Raw genomic sequence first — 18,986 nt, 5'->3', positions numbered from 1 at the left:
TGACGCCGCGGAATTGGAAATCTTTCTCTAACTGGAAAAATAATTTTTTCGCCGGCATCCGGTTCTTGTCACAAACCGCTCGCCTTGTTCGCCATAACTAGTAGCAACGAACTCAAAGGAGGAAATACCATGGATCGAAAAGCATTCGACGCTGCCGTGATCGGCGGGGGACTAGCGGGATGGATCGCCGCCATCGAGCTAGCGCGGGCGGGCAAATCGGTCGTCCTTCTGGAAAAATCGGACCGGATGGGCGGACGGGCGAGAACGGTCGACAAGAACGGCGTGCTGTTGAATCTCGGAAGCCACGCGCTGTACCGCAGCGGGGAGCTGTATGCCTTGCTTCGGGAATGGGGCGTACCGCTTGAGGGAGGCCCTCCCTCTTCCCAGATATCCGCCATTTGGAGCAATCGGGTCTTCCCCATGCCCGCGAGCCCGGTCAAGCTGCTCGCCTCCCGCCTGCTCTCATGGTCCGGCAAAGGCGAACTGGTACGGCTTCTGCTGAAGCTGAGCCGGACCGAACCGGACACGCCGGAAGCTGTCAGCCTCCGGGATTGGGCCGAGAAGGAAGTCCGCGATCCGATGGTTCGGCATATTTTTTACGCCCTATGCCGGACGGCCACCTACACCTTAGACCCCGACCGGCAATGGGCCGGACCGGTGCTCAGGCAGGTGCGGCGCTCGCTGAAAGACGGCGTGCTGTACTTGAACGGGGGATGGCAGACGATCGTCGACCGCTTGGAAAAGATAGGCGCGGCCGCCGGCGTTCGCGCGATGTGCGGCAAAGCAGTACGCGCCATCGAGCAGACGGGCGGAGCCGTAAGCCGGGTTATCTGTGCGGACGGCGAAGCGTTCGAGCTTGCGCAAGTGATCAGTACGCTGCCGCCGGCGGACACCTGCCGGTTGATGCAGAACGCGGAGCATACCTCGCTGTATCAATGGAAGAAGGAAGCCCGGCCTTCGATGGCCGCTTGTCTGGACCTCGGGCTGAAGCGGCTTCCCGTCCTCGGCCGAGATATCGCTATCGGGCTGGATCAGCCCGTGTTCTTCAGCAATCATTCGGCAGGCGCGAAGCTAAGCAAGCATGATACAATAGTCGTACATTTGGTCAAATATAACGGCCCCGGCGAGAGCGATCCCAAGGCAGACGAACGCCTGCTGGAGCAAACGATGAGCCTTCTCCATCCGGGTTGGGAGCAGGAGGTCGCAGTGCGGCAGTATTTGCCCAATATGCCGGTCGTCCACGACTATATGCACCTGGGGCGCACGAATCGTTTCCCGGGTCCGGCCGTACCGGACATTCCAGGGCTTTACGTAGCCGGGGACTGGGCAAGTCACGGGGAGATGCTGGCGGATGCTGCGGCGGCAAGCGCCAGAAGGGCCGCACAGCGAGTGCTTGCTGAGCTGAACCGGCCGCGCGAAGAACAACCGCCACACGACATTTGAAGGGAGCGCTTAGACATGAAGCCAGCCGAATCGGCCGGGGAGCTGTACGTTTCCTATAAGCCCCTGTTATTTTCCCTTGCCTACCGCATGCTAGGAAGCGTGATGGATGCGGAGGACATCGTGCAGGAGGCATTCCTGTATGTGAACGAAACGAAGCTGGATCACGTGCAAAATATAAAGTCCTACCTGTGCAAGCTGGTCACGCACCGCTGCATCGACCGGCTTCGCTCGGCCAGCAGGCAGCGTGAGGTTTACGTCGGTCCTTGGCTGCCGGAGCCGCTAATCGCGGACAGGGGACAGGACGGCGAGCCGTCCCATTTCTACTTGCAAAAGGAATCGCTCTCCACCGCTTATCTGCTCTTGCTGCAGCAGCTCTCGTGGACGGAGCGGGCGGTGTTTCTGCTGCGCGAGGTGCTGCAGTACGAATATGACGAAATCGCCGATATTGTCGGCAAAAGCAGCACGAACTGCCGGCAAATCTTCCACCGCGCGAAGCGGGCCGTCAGCGGCTTGCCCGATCCCGGAGACAGACAGCCGTCCAATGCGGCGCCGCCCCGCCGCGGTTCGTATCCTTCGCAGGAACAAGCAGGCGACCTGATCGAACGGTTCGTCCAAGCGTTGACCACGGGCAATGTCGGGAAATTGATGGATATTTTGTCTGCGGATGCGGTGCTGTACTCCGACGGAGGCGGCAAAGTTACCGCGGCTATACGTCCCGTGCAAAGCGCGGAACGCATCTCGCGTTTCTTCGAAGGGCTCATGGCCAAGCTGCCCGAGGCGTTCTCCTATCGCTTGGCGGGCGTTAACGGCCAGCCGGGCATTATTTGTTATTCCGGCAAGCAGCCGGTGAATGTCATTTCGTTCCATATCCGGGAGGACCGGGTCCATGGCATTTATATCGTCCTTAATCCGGACAAATTAAAGCATGTTCTATAGCCCGTCCGTCAGAGGAACCGGCAGGAGGATCGACTCTTCCGCCGGTTTTTTGCCGTCGGATGGCATAGATGATTCGTTAACCTGAATATGATATAATCAGTTAACAATATTCCGCATGGCTATGCAGGAATGGAGAGAAGCCCTATGAACAACATCCGGCTCCGCGGCCATCATTTGCTTTGCCTGCTCGGGTACCGTGGAATGGGGTACTCCGAATCGTTTTGCGACAATATGACGGTCGTATACGAAACGCTCCGGAAGCATCCGGACACCCGTATCGAGCTTGTCGAAGGACCCGATGACATTTGCAGCGCGTTTCCGAAGGACCAGCCCCCGCATTGCGATGGCCACAGCGTATACGACCGGGACGCCCGCGTGCTGGATAAGCTTGGGCTGCGTACCGGCGCCGCGATGACGTGGGCGGACATCTGTGCCGCCGTCTCCACGACCATGCGTCCGAACGACATCGGCCTGCTGTGCTCGACCTGTCCCTGGGAGCGTTACGGCGTCTGTAAGGACGGAGTCCGCCTGATCCGCAGCGGAAAGCCGCTGCCCCCGGTCGCCAGCCGGTGACCGATACGGCCGCAGCAGCCGAAAAAATCGATATAGGCAAACTGACCCTTTAACATCCAGTCAATCCCGAGGTATGATAAAGAGACGTACTTCTACACGCAAGGATGGTAGCAGAAATGAAAGTCGGTTTGGTTCGGCATTATAAAGTTAAAAAGGATTATCCGTCGCAATTTCTGATCTCGGCCAGAGAACTCGATCAATGGTTCGCCGAGTATGATGAATCCGACATCGAGCTCGGCCGGACCAACCTGGGCGGCATCGAATGGAACCGCTGTTATGCCAGCGATATGTCTAGAGCGGTCCGTACGGCCGAGCACATTTATGAAGGCGAGATTACGCAATGGAAAACGCTGCGCGAGGTTCCGCCTCCCTCGTTCCGGACGAAGGTACGGCTGCCGCTCATGGTATGGGCGATTCTGATCAAAACCTCGTGGTTTACGGCTCCCCGGTCGATGCCCGAAAGCATGGCCGATATCCGAAAACGGGCCGACGCCGTTCTGGACGAGATTTTCCGGCAGGGCGACGGGAACGTGCTCATCGTCAGCCATGCCGCCTTGATGATGACGATGAGAAAAGCACTGCTTGCGCGCGGCTTCCGGGGACCGAAATTCGGTACGCCGGAGAACGGCAAGCTGTATTTGTTTGAAAATTAACGCGAAAGGTGAGTGCCATGGCGAAGAAAAACAAGCCGGCGGCTCCTCCAAGCGCCGCTTCCCAAGACAAACCGGCCACGCTGAAGGATTTATTGAATCCGGACGTCGTGAGCAAGCTGAAAGCGCAAGCGGATCAAATGAAGGCCGAAGCCGAGATTCAGCGCGAAGAAGCCAGAAAGCAGGCGGAAGCGGCCCGCAAGGCCGAGCAGAAGCGGCTGGACAACAACTTCGAATATTTGCTGAACAACAGCGGCATGGACTGGAAGAAGTATAAGTAAGCGCGGAAGAACGATAAAACCTCCAAAATCACGGCAAAACGTGATCGTGGAGGTTTTATTTTTCTCCTAAGGAGAGTATGGGTTACTTGCCGGGCTCCAGCTTGCGAAGCTCGTTATCCCCATCGAAAGCGGACGGATAGTACAGATCACCGCCTGCAAAATACAGCGAGGTAGCGCGTGCGTTGCCCAGAGCGGTATGTCCGGTGCCGTCGATGCGGATTTTCTCGATTGATGCCGAGCCCATGATTCCGAAGGAACCGCGGATAAAGTAAATCCAGCCGTCCCGATATTGGAAGCCGTTCAACGGTTGATCCGATGAGTACAGAGGAATGTTCACCGTGCCGTCCGCGCTCATCTTGTAAATCCCAGTCTTTCCCGCGCTGACGGTTGCATAATAAACCCAACCGTCGACGACCGCTACAGCATTCACTTCATCCTGCAGCTTCTTCTTGCCGGCGCCGTCGGTTTTGATCTGGAACAGGCTGTCCGGCGCATGCTCCTTGTCCGGCATCATGAAATACATCAGGTCCCCGTCAAGGTAAAAACGGCCCCCGACCTCTCCCGAGACGATAACCGTATCCTCCGACCCGTCGGTCTTCATCTTGTGGATACCGTTGATCGTCAAGCCGTTGCCGGCAGTGTAATAAATCCAGCCATCCCGGACCCAAACGGAATAAGCCCCTGCCGAACTGATCTGCGTCCGCTGCGAGCCGTCGGTTTTCATTTTGAAAATGCCCAGGTTTTTATCGGCCGCCTTATCACGGGCCGTATAATAAATCCAGTCATCCACGACGTTGATGGATAGCGCATTGTCCTCCGACAACGTCTGCTTCCCGCTGCCGTCCAGCTTCATCTTGACAAGACTGTTCGGTCCATAGTATTTGTTCGCCGGGTTCATATAGATCCAATCGCCCGGCACGGCCAATTGTCCGCCGTTCGCAAGGTTCAGCGCAGCGGTTTGCCGGGCATCGGCGCCCGGTACTTTTTCGCAGGCTTGCACACCGAAGCCGTTCGTCGCGTCCCAGCTCGTCGTCCAGCCGAACGCATCATGGGTATAGTTCCAGGTCATCGGAAAATAAACAATGTTTCGGAAAAGCAAGAGCGGGTATTGCTCCTCTGCATTGGAGATCGACTTGCCGTTCACACTGACCGGAAAAGGCACGAGCGTTGCCTTCATCCCTTTATCGCTGTTCTCCTGAGAGGTCAGGTCCTGACGGACGACAGGCTCGCAGGATTCCTGCTTCCCGATCGCAAGTCCGTTCACCGGGTCCCAAGCGGTGGTCATGCCGAGCGCCCGGGTATAATTCCACGTCATCGGAAAATACGTAATATCGCGGTACAGCAGCAGCGGATACAAGCTGTGTTTGTTATCGACGACCGATCCGTTCACCGTTACGGGAAAGCCCGGGGCCTTCACGGTCGGAGTGGATGGCGCTCCCGCGGCAGCATAAGAAGACGGCTGGCCTGCCATAAACAGCAGCCGGCAGCCAACAGCGAAAAACCTATTTTTCTAATCATGGTGACTCCTTTTGATATCAAAGGTTTGTTATGTGCTAGACGCAGAGATTACCGTATTTGTTTCGCCGCGAAAAAGTACAGCCGCAAAACGAAAAGCGGCCTCACACCAAGCTTCATTCCTTCGTGGGAGACCGCCTCGCATTTGCGGGCGCAGCTATTTATTGAATTTTTGCAGCCGTTTGTAAAAGGTGCTCCGGGGAACACCCAGCATTTGGGCCGCTGCGGTGACGTTGCCCTTGGTCCGCTGCAGCGCTTCGGTCATTTGCTCCATCTGGACCTGCTCGCGCAGCGACAGCGCCATTGGCGGGTCTGGGATCGAGTCCGGCAGAGCCGGCTGCGGACGGAAGCCGTCGAACCGGCTCAACGCTTCGCACGGATCGGCATCCGCTCCCTGCGTCGTAATATGCAGCCGTTCCAGGACGTTCATCAGCTCCCGGATATTACCCGGCCAATCATACTGCATTAACCGGTCGAAAAAGCGCTGCGGAAGCGATATCGCCCAAGCCTTCCGGCTGCAATAAAAGCGGACAAGATGCGGAATATCTTCTTTTCTTTCGCGCAGCGGCGGCGCCTTGACCGGATACACGTGAAGCCGGTAGTACAGATCCTCGCGAAATTTTCCTTCCTGCACCAGTTGCCGCAGATCGCGGTGGGTCGCCGTAATCATCCGAAAATCGAGCGGGACCTCCTGCGTTCCCCCGACAGGCGTCACTTTCCGTTCCTGCAGTACCCGCAGCAGCGCCGCCTGCATGGAAAGCGGAATTTCCCCGATCTCATCGAGAAAAATCGTTCCGCCGTTCGCCTGCTCGAACTTCCCTTTGTATCCGTTCCGCCGGGCTCCGGTGAAAGCCCCTTCCGCATAGCCGAACAGCTCGCTTTCCATCAGCTCCTTAGGGATCGCGCCGCAGTTGACGGCCAAGAACGGCCCCGTCCGGCGGGGGCTGTTCTCGTGGATCGCTTGGGCGATCAGCTCCTTGCCCGTCCCGGTCTCCCCCAGAATACAGACGCTGGCGTCCGTAGGAGCGACCCGCTTCATGTCATCGAGCGTTTGCCCGAATGCCGTGCTTGTGCCCATCTCCCCTTGAAAGATAAAGGATTCCGCCACCGTTCTCCCCACAACCGACTGCGGAAAATATACCGGTTTGGAGGCGGCTGACGGTGTCTCTTGCAAATAGACACAGGTGCCGATCAGCCCCCCGTGCGAATCCGACAGGACCGGAACGGTTATCCGTGTCTCTAGCCCGAACCCGGCCAGTTCGTCGGCTTTCAAGCCGGCCCAGGCCGGAATGCGCCGCCGGATCGCCCTGCTGGCGCAGACGAGCGTCTGTTTACTGCTGCAAACGACCACAGGCTGATCGGTTTCCAGCCGGTCGGCGGTTTGCCGGACGAGCTCCATCTCGTCCTTGTGCAGCCGTATGCTGAGATCGCGTTCAATCGCATACGCAACCGAAGTGACCATGCCGAGCATATAAGGATGGGCGCGGTCTACCGGGCAGGAAACATCGAGCACGCCGATGATCTGGCCGTCGTCGCCGCGGATCGGAGCCGCCGAGCAGCTCCAGCGGTGGGAAGCGATCGAATAATGCTCCGACCCCGTCACCATGAGAGGCTCTCCGGCCAACAGGGCGGTGCCGATGGCATTCGTGCCGACCTCGCCCTCCGTCCAGCGGACGCCTTCGACAAAGTTGATTTTTCCCGCTTCTTGACGGACATGGAGGTTCCCGGTCATCGACAGCACGTAGCCTTCCGGGTCAATGAGAAGCGCGATCATGCCCAGGTCGTCGATGAAGCCGTTCATGCGCTCCAGATGCGGCTGCGCCATATCCCGAAGCAGGGCGTTCTTTTTTTTCTGGGAATGAAACCGGTCATTGGTTAAAACAAGGCGGCCTTTATCCAGATGAGGATTGACGCGCGCATCCCGGGAACGGTACCAGGATTCCACGATTCGTTTGTTCAGCCGGGACGCATCCAGAACGCCTTCGTTGACGAAACGCTCCCATATGTTTAAACTCAATGCGGTTTCAAGCATAAGACCCTCTCCCCTGAATGTATATTGTTCGATATAATTCAAAGTCCGCCTAGGGCTGTACGAGCGTGAAACGTGTCACTTTGATTATAAACGATTAAGATAGCGCTTACAATCAAACCTCGGTCTCAGATCCGCCGCACGGATAAGCGTCAGGGCTTGGGAGAGACAAGAATTTTGATCTGTTCCTTGCTGCCGACCAGCTCCTCGAAGCCGTCCGGGACCAAACGGTCCAGCCGGATCTTCTTCGTAATTAATTCATCCACCCGCAGCCGCCCTTCCGAGATAAGCGAGATGACGGCCGGGAAAATATTGCGGTACGCGAGCACGCCTTTCAGCTCCCGCTCTTTCAGCACGAGAGTATTCGGAGCGATCGACGCCGGTTTTTCCCAGATGCTTACAATGACCGTCTGACCGTCCGTTTTCGTACTGCGGATCGCATCGTTCAGGCAGACTTCGATGCCGGTGACTTCGAAGCTGACGTCGACGCCGCCGGGAACGAGCCGGTGCACCGCTTCGACCGCATTGTCCTCTAACGGGTGGATGACGTGATGAGCGCCCAGCGCGAGCGCCGTTCGTTGTCTGGCTTCGGAAATTTCGACGGCAATAATCCGGCTCGCGCCTGCCGCGCGGGCGGCTTGGATAACGAGCAGGCCGATAGGGCCCGCTCCGTAGACGACGCAGGTGTCGCCGGCCTTAAGCCTGCTTTGCCGGACGGCATGAACGGCGACGGCCGCGGGCTCCACCATGGCGCCTTGCTCGTAGGTCATGGTACCCGGGAGCTTATGAACCATGCTCTCTTTCACCGAGGTGATCTCGCTGAATCCGCCTCCGCCCCCGCTCAGTCCGTGGAACCCTAGCGCATCGCACACGTTGTATAAACCTTGCCGGCAAGGAAGGCACGTCCCGCACGCGAGAATCGGCTCGACCGTTACCCGGTCCCCGATTTTCACCTTCGTCACGCCCGGACCGACCGCGACGACTTCGCCGGCAAACTCGTGCCCCAGAATGACCGGGGCCCGTTCGTTCGTCAGTGGATGGGGCTGATCGGGAATGAAGATCGGCCCGGCCAAATACTCGTGCAAATCCGTTCCGCAGATGCCGCACCACTCGACCCGAATGTTGACCATGCCCGGCCGGACCGGCGGTTCCGGCGTTTCCTCCGTACGCACATCGCGAATGCCATGCCAAAATGCTGCTTTCATCGGTGGACCTCCTTAAACATGTACCGCGTGGCCGATGGCGCCCAAAATCGCTTCGTGAACCGCTTCGGACAACGTCGGATGGGCGGCGATAAAATGCTCCATCATATCGGCGGTCATCTCGGTGTGCAGCAGAACCGCGCCTTGGCCGATCAGTTCCGTCGCTTTCGGACCGACGATGGAAATGCCGACAATTTCATGGTATTGCGGCTCCGTCAGCACCTTCACTCGGCCGACCGGTTCGTCCAGAATCAGCGCCTTGCCGTTAGCCGCGAACGGAAATTCCCCGACGCGAATGTCGCCGTACCGTTCTCTGGCCTGCTTCTCGGTCAAGCCTACCCCGGCGATTTCCGGGGAGGTGTAGATGCAGCGCGGAACCGCCCGGTAATTGACCTTCGCCTCGGCTCCGGAAGCATGCAGCGCAGCGACGGTGCCCTCGTGAAAAGCGACATGCGCAAGCTGAACGCCGCCGATAACGTCGCCGCAGGCATAAATATGGGGAACGCTGGTCTGCATATGCGCGTTGACTTCGATCCCCTGCTTCGTATACCGGACCCCCGCGTTTTCCAGGCCGAGCCCGTCCGTTCGCGGTTTCCTCCCGATCGCGACAAGCACGCGGTCGGCGGTGCCTTCGAAGACCCGGCTCTCGGTTTCGAAAATCGCCAGCTTCTCCTCCGGCTGCAGCCGCTTCACGGAAGTGGACGTATACACCTTCACGCCCGCTTTCTCCAGCTCCCGCTGCAGGACGGCCGCCGTGTCCGCGTCTTCGCCCGGTAGCAGCTGGTCGGCCATCTCGACCACAGTCACCCGGCTTCCGAGACGGCTGTAGATGCTTGCAAACTCGCAGCCGATGACGCCGCCGCCGATAATCAGCAGGGAAGCCGGAACCGCAGACAGCGACATTGCCTGGCCGCTGTGAATGATCCATTCCCCGTCGAAGGGGGCAAAGGGCAGAGCGACGGGCTCCGAGCCTGCGGCGATAATGAAGCGGTCCGCTTCCACGGCCTCATGTTTGTCTCCCTGCGAGACTTGCAGCTTACGGTCCGTGACAAAGCTTGCCTGTCCCCGCAGCACTTTTATTTTATTTTTTTTCATCAAATAGCCGATGCCCTGCACCAGCTTGCTCACAATCCCGTTCTTATAGCTCTGCACCGCGTTCCAATCGACCTCGACCCGGTCCGTGGGCAGCACTACGCCGAACCGGCCGGCGTGCTTGACTTTATCCAGCGTATCCGCGCTTTCCAGCAGCGATTTGGTCGGCATGCAGCCTTCGTTCAGGCACGTTCCTCCCAGTTCCTTCTGTTCGATCAAGGTCACGTGCTTGCCCTGCCCGGCGGCGGCAATCGCCGCCACATACCCCGCAGGGCCTCCTCCGATAATGGCTATCGTCTCCATGGTATGCCGTCTCCTCCCCTACAAAACAAGCCGGTACGGGTCTTCCAGCGCGTCCTTCACCGCACTCAGGAACTCGGCGGCCGGCGCGCCGTCCAATACCCGGTGGTCGAAGGTCAGGCTAAGCGGCAGCAGACTCCGGCGCTGCAAGCTGTCACCCTTGTAGACCGGCATCTCCGCCACGGAGCCGACGCCGAGAATGCCCGCTTCGGGCGTGTTCAGAATCGGCGTAAAATAATCGATGCCGTAAGCGCCGAGGTTCGTGATCGTAAACGTCGAGCCTTGAAGGGCGTCGCTTCCGAGCTGGCCGTTTCTCGCTTGCTGCGCCAGCGCCTTGATTTGGCGCGACAGATCCAGTACGGAGTACCGGTCCGCATGGCGGATGACCGGAACGACCAAGCCCTTGTCCAAAGCGACGGCGATCCCCAAATGCACGTGGTCGAACACGTGGATACGGTCGTCGATATACGCACTGTTCATCTGCTTGTGCCGCTTGAGCGAAAGGACGACGGCGCGGGAGATGAAATCGGTCACCGTCAGCTTGACCTCGTGCTGCCGCTGCGCGGTTTCGCTCATCTGCCTCTGCAGCGCGAGCAGATCGGTGACGTCGGCCCGCAGCGTCAGCGTCAGCTGGGCGCTCTGCTGCAAGCTGTCGTGCATCCGCGCCGCGATAACCTTTCGAATGCCGGTGACCGGAATTTGCTCCGTATGCTCCGTAAAGCCGGACGGGACGGCAGTCGCAGCAGACGGAGCTGCACTTGCCCCATCGGATGAAGCAGTTGCTTCCCCGGCAGAAGCAGGCGCAGCCGGTGTGGAAGGCGGGTTAGCGATGGCATGCTCCACGTCCTCTTTTGTAATTCGTCCCTGCGGGCCCGTTCCCGTTAGTTTCGCGATATCAAGCCCGGCCGCTTCCGCCATTTTGCGGGCGACGGGGGAGATTTTGATATCCCTGCCGTGTGCAGGGGCTTCGGAAGGCGCTGACCCTCCAGCCGGAGCCGCGTCCGGTACTGCGCCGCCTGACGGAGAGCCTTCTGGAGCTGCGCTCTCCGCCGCCGCCCCTGCGGCCACGCCGCCGACTTGCTCGCCGGGCTGACCGATATAGCCGATGACCGTGCCCGGCGGCACGCCCTCCCCTTCGGGAACGGCGATCTTCAGCAGGACGCCGTCCGCAGGCGCTTCCAGATCCGTTTCAATTTTTTCCGAGCCGATATTGGCGATGATTTCCCCTTTGGTCACAGGGTCGCCCTCTTTCTTATGCCAGAGGGATACCGATCCTTCCTTCATCGCCATGCCCAGCTTGGGCATGACCACTTCTACAGCCATGGCGATCTCTCCTATCCGGTTAGTCTGGGTCCGTCTATACGGCGAGCAGCGATTTGTCGCCGAGCAGCTCGGCGACGACTTCCAGCACCTTTTGCGGCGTCGGCAAATAAATGTCTTCCAGCGGCGGCGAGAACGGCACGGGCGTATGCGGCGCGGTGATCCGCTTGATCGGCGCATCCAGGCTGTCGAACGCCTTATCCGCGACGAGGGCGGCGATATCCGTCGCGATGCTGCAGCGCGGATTCGCCTCGTCGATGACGATCAGGCGGTTCGTCTTCGCCACAGAAGCGAGAATCGTATCCTCATCGAGCGGGGACAGGCTGCGCGGATCGACGACTTCCGCTTCGATGCCTTTTTGCGACAGCTGCCGGGCGGCCGTCAGCGCCGTCTGCACCTGCTTGCCGATCGCCACGATGGTCAGATCCGAACCGGCCCGCTTGATGTCGGCTTTTCCGAGCGGAATCGTATAGTAGCCTTCGGGCACCTCGCCGGTCATGTTATACAGCGTTTTATCCTCGAAGAAAATGACCGGATCGTTATCTTCGATGGACGCCAGCAGCAGCCCCTTGGCATCGTAAGGGGTCGAAGGGACGACGACTTTAATGCCGGGAATGCTGGTGAACAGCGCATACAGGCTCTGCGAATGCTGGGCCGCCGCGCGGAAGCCGGCCCCGTGCGTCGTACGGATCGTCACCGGCACCTGCGCCTTGCCTCCGAACATGTAGCGGAATTTGGCCCCTTGGTTCAGCACCTGATCCAGACAGCTCCCGATAAAATCGTTAAACATCAGCTCCGCAATCGGGCGCAAACCCGTCGCAGCCGCCGTCATCGCCGCGCCGATATATCCCGCCTCGGTGATCGGCGTATCCAGCACCCGGTCGCGGCCGAACTCTTGCACGATGCCTTTCGTCACGCCCAGCACGCCGCCCCATGCTTCATCGTCCTGCAAGTGGTCTACGGCCGCCCCGCCGGCCACGTCCTCGCCCATCAAAATGACATTTTCGTCCTTGCGCATCGCCAGCTTCATCGCCTCGTTGATCGCCGCAGACATACTGATTTTTCTTGTCATGCCGGTTCCTCCTCCAATGAAATTAGTAAGATACGTACACGTCCGTCAGCAGCTCGGATGCGTCCGGATACGGGCTGTTTTCGGAAAATTCGACGGCCTTCTCCACCGCTTGCTCCACGGAAGCCTTCATGTCCGCCAACTCGGCCTCGGTATACAGGCCCTCGGCCAGCAGATACGTTTCGAACCCGGCAATCGCGTCTTTTTCCTGCAAATGCTCTTTTCGTTCGTAGTCTTTTTTATATTTTTGGGCATCGCCCTCGAAATGTCCGTAATTGCGGTAGGTGACGCATTCGATCAGCGTCGGGCCCTCGCCACGGCGCGCCCGCTGCACAGCCTGCTCCGCCGCCTCGTAAACAGCAAGTACGTCTTTGCCGTCGACTCGGACGCCCGGAATATTGTAAGCGATTGCACGATCGGCGATGGTTTTGCAGCTTGAGGCGTATTCAAACGTCGTCGCTTCGCCGTACCCGTTATTTTCGGCAACGAAAATGACCGGCAGCTTCCAGATCGCGGCCAAATTGATGCCTTCGTGGAACGTTCCCTGGTTGTTCGCGCCGTCTCCGAAGAAGCAAACGCTGACCGCATTCGTCTTCTTGTATTTGGCGGTCAAAGCGGAGCCGCAGGCCAGCGGATAGCCGCCGCCGACGATGCCGTTGGCGCCCAGCATGCCTTTGTTCAGGTCGGCGATATGCATCGAGCCGCCCTTCCCTTTGCACAGCCCGGTAATTTTCCCGAACAGCTCCGCCATCATGCCGTCCAGCTCGCAGCCTTTGGCGATGCAGTGCCCGTGTCCGCGGTGGGTGCTGGTGATGCTATCTTTGTCGTCCAGATGGGCGCATACGCCGACCGCTACCGCCTCTTCCCCGGCGTACAGATGAACGAAGCCCGGAAGCCGGCCTTGGGCGAACAATTCATGCACCTTATCCTCAAACTTGCGGATTTCCAGCATTTTTTGAAACATCCATCCTGCTTTTTCCCGGCTCAAGGCCGTTCCCTTGTCCTGCGCGGCGTTAACCATACCGTGTTCCTCCTTTGGATGTAAAAAAATGTCCACACGCCGGAATGTATTGCAAGATTCGTGCCAACGGAAAAACCGCTTGATCCTCGCAGAAATACGGGCCCGCAGGAAGAAGAAAAAGTGGACACAAAGAGACGACCGTCTCGTTTTGTCCACTTTTGTTCACCTATTCATCTGCGCTTCATTTGGATTACAGCGGGTTAATATCCTGAAATTGGGAGTTTTGATTTCGAGAAGGAGGGATGCGATGAAGAAAAGCTAAATCCGGATCGAAAAAATTATGGGGCTCGGGGAAGAGCGTGCGGCTCTTCCTCGAATGTTCACAGTAGCGCGAATAATCTTCGACGGCTTTACAGGAGCAGGACTAGCCAAGGGACAACAACCAGCGTCAGAAGTGCGGTCACGAGCATGGCAATGCTCGACACCGTGCCGGAGACGGCGCCGAATTCGAACGCCGTCGTCGTTCCGGCCGTATGCGCGCTCGTCCCGAGCAGCACGCCCTGCGCCACCCCGCTGCGGATGTGGAACAGCCGGATCAGCAGCGGTCCGACGACCGTGCCGAGCAAGCCCGTAACCAGCACGAACAGCGCCGTCATGGCCGGGATGCCCCCGATCATATCCGTGATGGCGATGGCAATAGGCGTTGTCGTGGAGCGTAGCACCAGGCCGTCGATAATCTTCACGTCGAGGTGCAGCCCCTTGGCGATCCACACCGAGGTCGCGACTCCCGCCGCGGAGCCGACCAGCACGCTGGCCATAATTTCAACGGCATATTTGCGCAGCAGGGCGACATTTTTATAAAGCGGCACAGCCAAAGCAATGGTCGCAGGTCCGATCATGTCCGTCAGCCAGTGCGCCCCGGCGTTGTAAGTCTCGTAAGGAATGTCCGCTTGCAGCAGCAGGACGATGACAACCGCCGGCGTCAGCAGCAGCGGGGATAGATAAATTTTAGGCTTCCTGCGATACAAGCTTTTTATGCCGTAATAGACGGCCATGGTGAACAGCAGCAATACGAGCGAGAGCCAGGTCATGACGGGGTCCGCTCCTTCCGCTTCACGATCGCTTGCGCCACAAGCCCTGCCGAGAGCATGACGACGATCAGGCTGCTCACCAGCACGAGCATGATCGGCAAGCCGTTATCCCGCAGCAGCGACTGATATTGAATCATCCCGGCCGCCGCAGGGATGAAGAACAGCAGCATTTCGGCCAACAGCCATTTGGCCCCGAGATCGATCCATTCGATCCGGATGATTTTCAGTTGTAACAGCACAAATACAAGAATGATCCCGAGAATGCTCCCTGGAACCGGCAAATGAAGCAGAGCCGCCAGCCCGTTCAGCAGCCAAGAAACGAGCACAAAAAAGAGCACCTGCCCCAAAGTTTTCACAAAAGCCGTCATGTTGCACAGCTCCTTTCCATCCAAAGTTTACACCCCTTGCTTTCATAGGTAAAATGAATATATCGAATTTCTTTCATTCCAATTGTCTATGCGAAGGAGGTACCCGGGCATCGATATCAGGCAGTTGGAGTATGTGCTGGAGATCATCCGGCACAGCAGCTTCACCAAAGCGGCCGAGGCGCTGCACATTACTCAGCCCACGATCAGCAAGGCGGTCAAAAATCTGGAGGAGGAGCTGGGCGTCCCGCTCTTCGTCCGCTCGGGCAAAACGCTGGAGCTAACCGACGCCGGCCAGCTTATTGCCGGTCAGGCGCAGGATGTCGTCCGTTCGTTCAAGCATCTGGAGCTGCAGCTCGGCGATTTGACGAATTTCAAAAAAGGGCATATCCGGATCGGACTGCCGCCGATGGCGGGCGCGAGATTTTTCCCCGGCATTCTAAGCCGGTTTCGCGACACGTATCCGGGGCTCACGATCCAACTGGAGGAGGACGGCTCGGTCAAGCTGGCAGAAAAGGTAGAGGACGGCACGCTGGACGTCGGCGTGGTGCTTTTGCCGGTGGACGAGGACGTCTTCGAATCGTACTCGTTCGTAAACGAACGGCTGCGGGCCGTGCTCCCTCCTGAACATCCGTTGGCGGGCAGGAAGGAAGTCCGGCTGGCCGAGCTGCGGGACGAAGCTTTCATTTTGTTCCGGGAAGACTTTGCGCTGCACGAGCGGATTATCGAGGCTTGCGACGGTGTCGGCTTCCGGCCCCGGATCTGGTACGAAAGCTCGCAGTGGGATTTTATATACGAAATGGTCGCCGCGGGAATGGGCGTCGCTCTGCTGCCCGAAAGCATCTGCGGCATGCTCGACCCGAACCGCGTCGCCACGGTCACGCTGACCGACCCGGCCATTCCATGGCATCTGGGCATGATTTGGCGGAAGGACCGCTACCTGTCGTTTGCCGCGCGGGAGTGGGTCCGCTTCTCGAAGGCGCATTTGACGAACCAAGGCAGGCCGTCTCTTTAAATCCATTTTCGGAAGGGGTACGTAACTATGGAACGATTTCGTGCACTCGTCGTGGACAAAACGGAGAATCAGTTTTCGGTAGGCATACAATCTCTCAGCTTGGACGATTTGTCGGAAGGGGAGGTGCTCATTCGGGTCGCCTACTCCGGCGTCAATTACAAGGACGGCTTGGCGGCCAGCCCGAAGGGCCGGGTGGTCCGCAGCTATCCCACCGTGCCTGGGATCGATCTCGGGGGGACGGTAGCCGCTTCGACCGATCCTCGGTTTCGCGAAGGCGACGAAGTGCTGGCGACGAGCTATGAGCTCGGCGTCGGCCATTCCGGCGGGTTTAGCGAATATGCGAGAGTTCCCGCCGATTGGGTGATCTCCCTGCCGAAAGGGTTAACCCACCGCGAGGCGATGATCCTCGGCACGTCGGGACTGACGGCAGCACTGTCGGTCCACCGCATGGAAGAGAACGGCTTGCGCCCCGAGAACGGCCCTGTGCTCGTCACCGGAGCGACCGGCGGCGTCGGAAGCCACGCCGTCTCCATGCTTGCGGGATTGGGGTACGAGGTCACAGCCAGCACGGGAAAAGCGCAGGAGCATGACTACCTGCGCCAATTGGGAGCCGGTTCGATCCTCAACCGGGAAGAGCTGTATCCGGAAACGGTCAAGCCTTTGACCAAGGAACGGTGGGCGGGCGCCGTCGATCCGGTGGGCGGAGCCGCGCTGCCGCATATTCTTAGCGCCGTTCGCCGCGGTGGCTCCGTGGCGCTTAGCGGACTGACAGGCGGCCCCGAATTTACGGGGGCCGTGTTCCCGTTCATTCTCCGCGGTGTGAACCTGCTCGGCATCGATTCCGCCTACTGCCCGCTTCCACTCCGGCAGCGGCTCTGGGAACGGATGGCCTCGGATCTGAAGCCGCCGCGGCTCGAAGCGATGGTCCATGCGGAAACGACGCTCGACGAGCTGTCGGACGCCCTGCAGCAAATCCTGCAAAGCCGCGTCCGCGGGAAGGTCGTTGTGAAGCTGAAGTAAGCGCTCGGCAAGAGACGTGAAAAAGCCCGACCGGTCGATGGTCACGATCCGGTCGGGCTTTTTGTACGGCTGCAGCACCAACTGCAAGCGGATTATCCGGCAGCAGGAAGCTTGATTTTCTGACCCGGGAAAATGAGATGAGGATTGTTGAGCTGATTCAACTCCTGCAGCTTCTGCCACGTGGTGTTGTGCTTCCTGCCGATTTTCGACAGCGTATCGCCGGACTTCACGATGTACACCACGCCGTCCGTCGCCGCTGGAGCCGCCGGGGCGGGCTTTGCAGCTTCTGGTGCTGGTGCAGGCGTTGTCGGTGCAGGAACGGCCGGAGCCGGTGCTGGCACTGGCTTGGACGTCTGCTCGGCCGGCGGAGCCGGAGGAGCCGGTACTGTTGGCGCCGGTGGTCCCGGTGGCGTTACCGTGTCGGATGCCTTTTTGACCGCGATGCGGCTTTCGACCTGCGGGTTCACTTCGCCCTTCTTCTGGAAGTACTTGATCAGCGATTCTTCCAGCGAAGAATAGTCGCCCGCGAGCGGGTAGTCCTTGAACATCTTGTAATCGTCTCCGCCTGCGGCCATAAAGTCGTTCGTCGCGAGCAGATACGTTTTGTTCGGGTCAATCGGTTGGCCTTTGACCTTGACCGCGGATACCCGTTTGCCTTTCGGCTGCGCAGGGTCGAGCTCGAAGGTAACGCCGCCGACCTGCGGGAAGCCGCCCAGCGGTTCCGGATAAGCGGATACGCCATGCTCAAGAGCGGCGACGATGTCGGAGCCCTTCACTTTTTTCGTTTGAATGTAGTTGCCGAACGGCAGTACGGTAATGACCTGCCCTTTCGTAATCGTACCTGCGGCGATCGAATCGCGGATGCCGCCGCCGTTCGTGATGGCAACGTCGGCGCCCGTCTCGTCGATCATCGCGTCGGCAATCAGGTTGCCGAGGTTCGACTCGCCCTTGCGCACAACTTCGCGGTCCCCAACGAGCTTGACGGAGGTGGAGCCCACTTTTTGCTGGAGCACCTTCTCCTGCTCTTTTTTCACGGAATTAATAATGTCCAGAACGGCCGCGTCGCCCGGTGTCTTGTCCTCGTCGGCGGCTTTTTTCGTAATCAGGCCGGACACCTTGTCCTTCAGCTTTCCGTTCTCGAACGTCAGGTCGACGCGTCCGAATTGCTTAAGGTACTCGCCGGTCTGGGCGATCAGCACGTTGCCGACCTTCATGCCCGTATCCAGCTTCGTATGGCTGTGTCCGTCGATGATGACGTCGATGTCCGGCACCTGCTCGGCCACCTTGATGCTCGTGTCGATGCTGGACTTGTCCACTCCGAGATGCGTCAGCGCAATAATGACGTCGACCTTGCCTTTCAGCTCGCCCACAATCGCCTTCGCTTCGACGGCAGGGTCCGTGAAGGTGAGGCCCGCGACGTTGTTCGGATGCGTTTTATAAGCGGTTTCAGGCGTAGTCAGGCCGAAAATGCCCAGCTTGATGCCGTCCACTTCCTTGATCACGTAAGGCTCTAAAATGCGGGTACCGTCCGCTTTTTTCGTATTGGCGCTCAGCACGGGGAATTTGGCTTTGCCCGCCAGCTCCTTAAGCCGCTCGTAGCCGTAGTTGAAATCGTGGTTGCCCGCAGCCATCGCGTTGTACCCCACGGCATTCATGATGTTGACGATGCTTTCGCCGCGCACCAGATTCGCCACCGTTTGCCCGTGGAACGTATCGCCGGCGTCCAGCACGAGCGAGTTCGGGTTCGTTTTCGCATACTCCTTGATCATCGCGGCCATTTTGGCGAAGCCGATCCCTTCCTTGCTCTCGTCGACCCGGGAATGCGTATCGTTCGTATGGAACAGCGTAATTTTCGTCGTGCCCTTCTTGCCGCCGGTGTTCGCTGCCGACGTTTCCGCCGCCGCTGCCGGGGCTGCCGCCGATACGAGCATAAGCGCAGCCAGCGCCGGGGACATCCATTTTTTCCAACCCTTCATTCGCAGCTTCTCCTCCCAAATTGAACCAGTTTGGCATGTCCCTTTTAGTTTAGCACAGATATATAAGTGGAAATTCTGCCCTGTGTAAATTTTTCGTAAATTCAATCGGCTCGATCGCAGAAAGGCAATTCCTGCACCAGCTTTAAAA

Annotated in this window: 17 protein-coding genes; 7 read left to right on the top strand and 10 right to left on the bottom strand. The window is 58.8% G+C overall.

Annotated features, from left to right (window positions below; genetic code table 11):
* The first annotated feature begins 129 nt into the window (after positions 1-129).
* The 5 genes from KQX66_RS08835 to KQX66_RS08815 all read left to right on the top strand — a co-directional run bounded on the left by KQX66_RS08835 (position 130) and on the right by KQX66_RS08815 (position 3,883).
* Positions 130-1,443 carry a protoporphyrinogen/coproporphyrinogen oxidase gene (locus KQX66_RS08835; protein WP_216792093.1) on the top strand — a complete coding sequence of 438 codons (1,314 nt, stop codon included), beginning with the start codon at positions 130-132 and terminating at the stop codon, positions 1,441-1,443.
* Positions 1,444-1,458: 15 nt separating this feature from the next.
* The gene (locus tag KQX66_RS08830; RefSeq protein WP_216792092.1) at positions 1,459-2,379 is read left to right on the top strand and encodes an RNA polymerase sigma-70 factor; all 921 of its coding nucleotides are present in this window, start codon (positions 1,459-1,461) and stop codon (positions 2,377-2,379) included.
* A 144-nt stretch (positions 2,380-2,523) separates the two neighbouring features.
* Positions 2,524-2,952 (top strand): DUF1284 domain-containing protein, encoded by a 429-nt coding sequence (locus KQX66_RS08825; RefSeq protein ID WP_216792091.1) that lies wholly within the window; start codon positions 2,524-2,526, stop codon positions 2,950-2,952.
* Between the two features lie 116 nt (positions 2,953-3,068).
* Positions 3,069-3,605, top strand: a complete 537-nt coding sequence (locus KQX66_RS08820) for a histidine phosphatase family protein (RefSeq protein ID WP_253957020.1) — start codon at positions 3,069-3,071, stop codon at positions 3,603-3,605.
* Positions 3,606-3,622: 17 nt separating this feature from the next.
* Positions 3,623-3,883, top strand: coding sequence for a YqkE family protein (locus tag KQX66_RS08815; RefSeq protein ID WP_216792089.1), 261 nt, complete (start codon positions 3,623-3,625; stop codon positions 3,881-3,883).
* Positions 3,884-3,965: 82 nt separating this feature from the next.
* Here KQX66_RS08815 and KQX66_RS08810 read toward each other — a convergent pair whose 3' ends face one another.
* The 9 genes from KQX66_RS08810 to KQX66_RS08770 form a co-directional block, all read right to left on the bottom strand.
* A complete protein-coding gene (locus tag KQX66_RS08810; RefSeq protein ID WP_216792088.1) occupies positions 3,966-5,354 on the bottom strand; it encodes a DUF5050 domain-containing protein in 1,389 nt (462 codons plus the stop codon).
* Between the two features lie 201 nt (positions 5,355-5,555).
* Positions 5,556-7,430: a sigma-54-dependent Fis family transcriptional regulator gene (locus KQX66_RS08805; RefSeq protein ID WP_216792087.1), complete on the bottom strand. Its 1,875-nt coding sequence runs from the start codon at positions 7,428-7,430 to the stop codon at positions 5,556-5,558.
* Between the two features lie 149 nt (positions 7,431-7,579).
* Positions 7,580-8,632, bottom strand: a complete 1,053-nt coding sequence (locus KQX66_RS08800; RefSeq protein WP_216792086.1) for a 2,3-butanediol dehydrogenase — start codon at positions 8,630-8,632, stop codon at positions 7,580-7,582.
* Between the two features lie 12 nt (positions 8,633-8,644).
* A complete protein-coding gene (gene lpdA, locus KQX66_RS08795; protein ID WP_216792085.1) occupies positions 8,645-10,024 on the bottom strand; it encodes a dihydrolipoyl dehydrogenase in 1,380 nt (459 codons plus the stop codon).
* 18 nt (positions 10,025-10,042) lie between these two features.
* The gene (locus tag KQX66_RS08790) at positions 10,043-11,344 is read right to left on the bottom strand and encodes a dihydrolipoamide acetyltransferase family protein (RefSeq protein WP_216792084.1); all 1,302 of its coding nucleotides are present in this window, start codon (positions 11,342-11,344) and stop codon (positions 10,043-10,045) included.
* Positions 11,345-11,378: 34 nt separating this feature from the next.
* A complete protein-coding gene (locus tag KQX66_RS08785) occupies positions 11,379-12,413 on the bottom strand; it encodes an alpha-ketoacid dehydrogenase subunit beta (RefSeq protein WP_216792083.1) in 1,035 nt (344 codons plus the stop codon).
* 22 nt (positions 12,414-12,435) lie between these two features.
* The gene (locus tag KQX66_RS08780; RefSeq protein ID WP_216792082.1) at positions 12,436-13,431 is read right to left on the bottom strand and encodes a thiamine pyrophosphate-dependent dehydrogenase E1 component subunit alpha; all 996 of its coding nucleotides are present in this window, start codon (positions 13,429-13,431) and stop codon (positions 12,436-12,438) included.
* A 350-nt stretch (positions 13,432-13,781) separates the two neighbouring features.
* Positions 13,782-14,462, bottom strand: a complete 681-nt coding sequence (locus tag KQX66_RS08775) for an LrgB family protein (RefSeq protein WP_216792081.1) — start codon at positions 14,460-14,462, stop codon at positions 13,782-13,784.
* A complete protein-coding gene (locus KQX66_RS08770) occupies positions 14,459-14,830 on the bottom strand; it encodes a CidA/LrgA family holin-like protein (RefSeq protein WP_216792080.1) in 372 nt (123 codons plus the stop codon). Before KQX66_RS08770 ends, KQX66_RS08775 begins: the two co-directional genes overlap by 4 nt.
* A 109-nt stretch (positions 14,831-14,939) precedes the next feature.
* On the opposite strand from KQX66_RS08770, the gene KQX66_RS08765 reads away from it, so the two are divergent.
* Both KQX66_RS08765 and KQX66_RS08760 read left to right on the top strand, forming a co-directional pair.
* The gene (locus KQX66_RS08765) at positions 14,940-15,842 is read left to right on the top strand and encodes a LysR family transcriptional regulator (protein ID WP_216792161.1); all 903 of its coding nucleotides are present in this window, start codon (positions 14,940-14,942) and stop codon (positions 15,840-15,842) included.
* A gap of 27 nt (positions 15,843-15,869) precedes the next feature.
* Positions 15,870-16,862 (top strand): acrylyl-CoA reductase family protein, encoded by a 993-nt coding sequence (locus KQX66_RS08760; protein WP_216792079.1) that lies wholly within the window; start codon positions 15,870-15,872, stop codon positions 16,860-16,862.
* A gap of 92 nt (positions 16,863-16,954) precedes the next feature.
* Here KQX66_RS08760 and KQX66_RS08755 read toward each other — a convergent pair whose 3' ends face one another.
* Complete coding sequence (locus KQX66_RS08755) at positions 16,955-18,838, bottom strand: 5'-nucleotidase C-terminal domain-containing protein (protein WP_216792078.1); 1,884 nt, start codon at positions 18,836-18,838, stop codon at positions 16,955-16,957.
* Positions 18,839-18,986: the final 148 nt, after the last annotated feature.

It is taken from the genome of Paenibacillus oleatilyticus, assembly GCF_018998565.1.
Taxonomy (GTDB): Bacteria; Bacillota; Bacilli; order Paenibacillales; family NBRC-103111; genus Paenibacillus_G; species Paenibacillus_G oleatilyticus.
The sequence above is the reverse complement of the archived record's forward strand: the minus strand, read 5'-3'. Positions and strand labels throughout refer to the sequence as shown.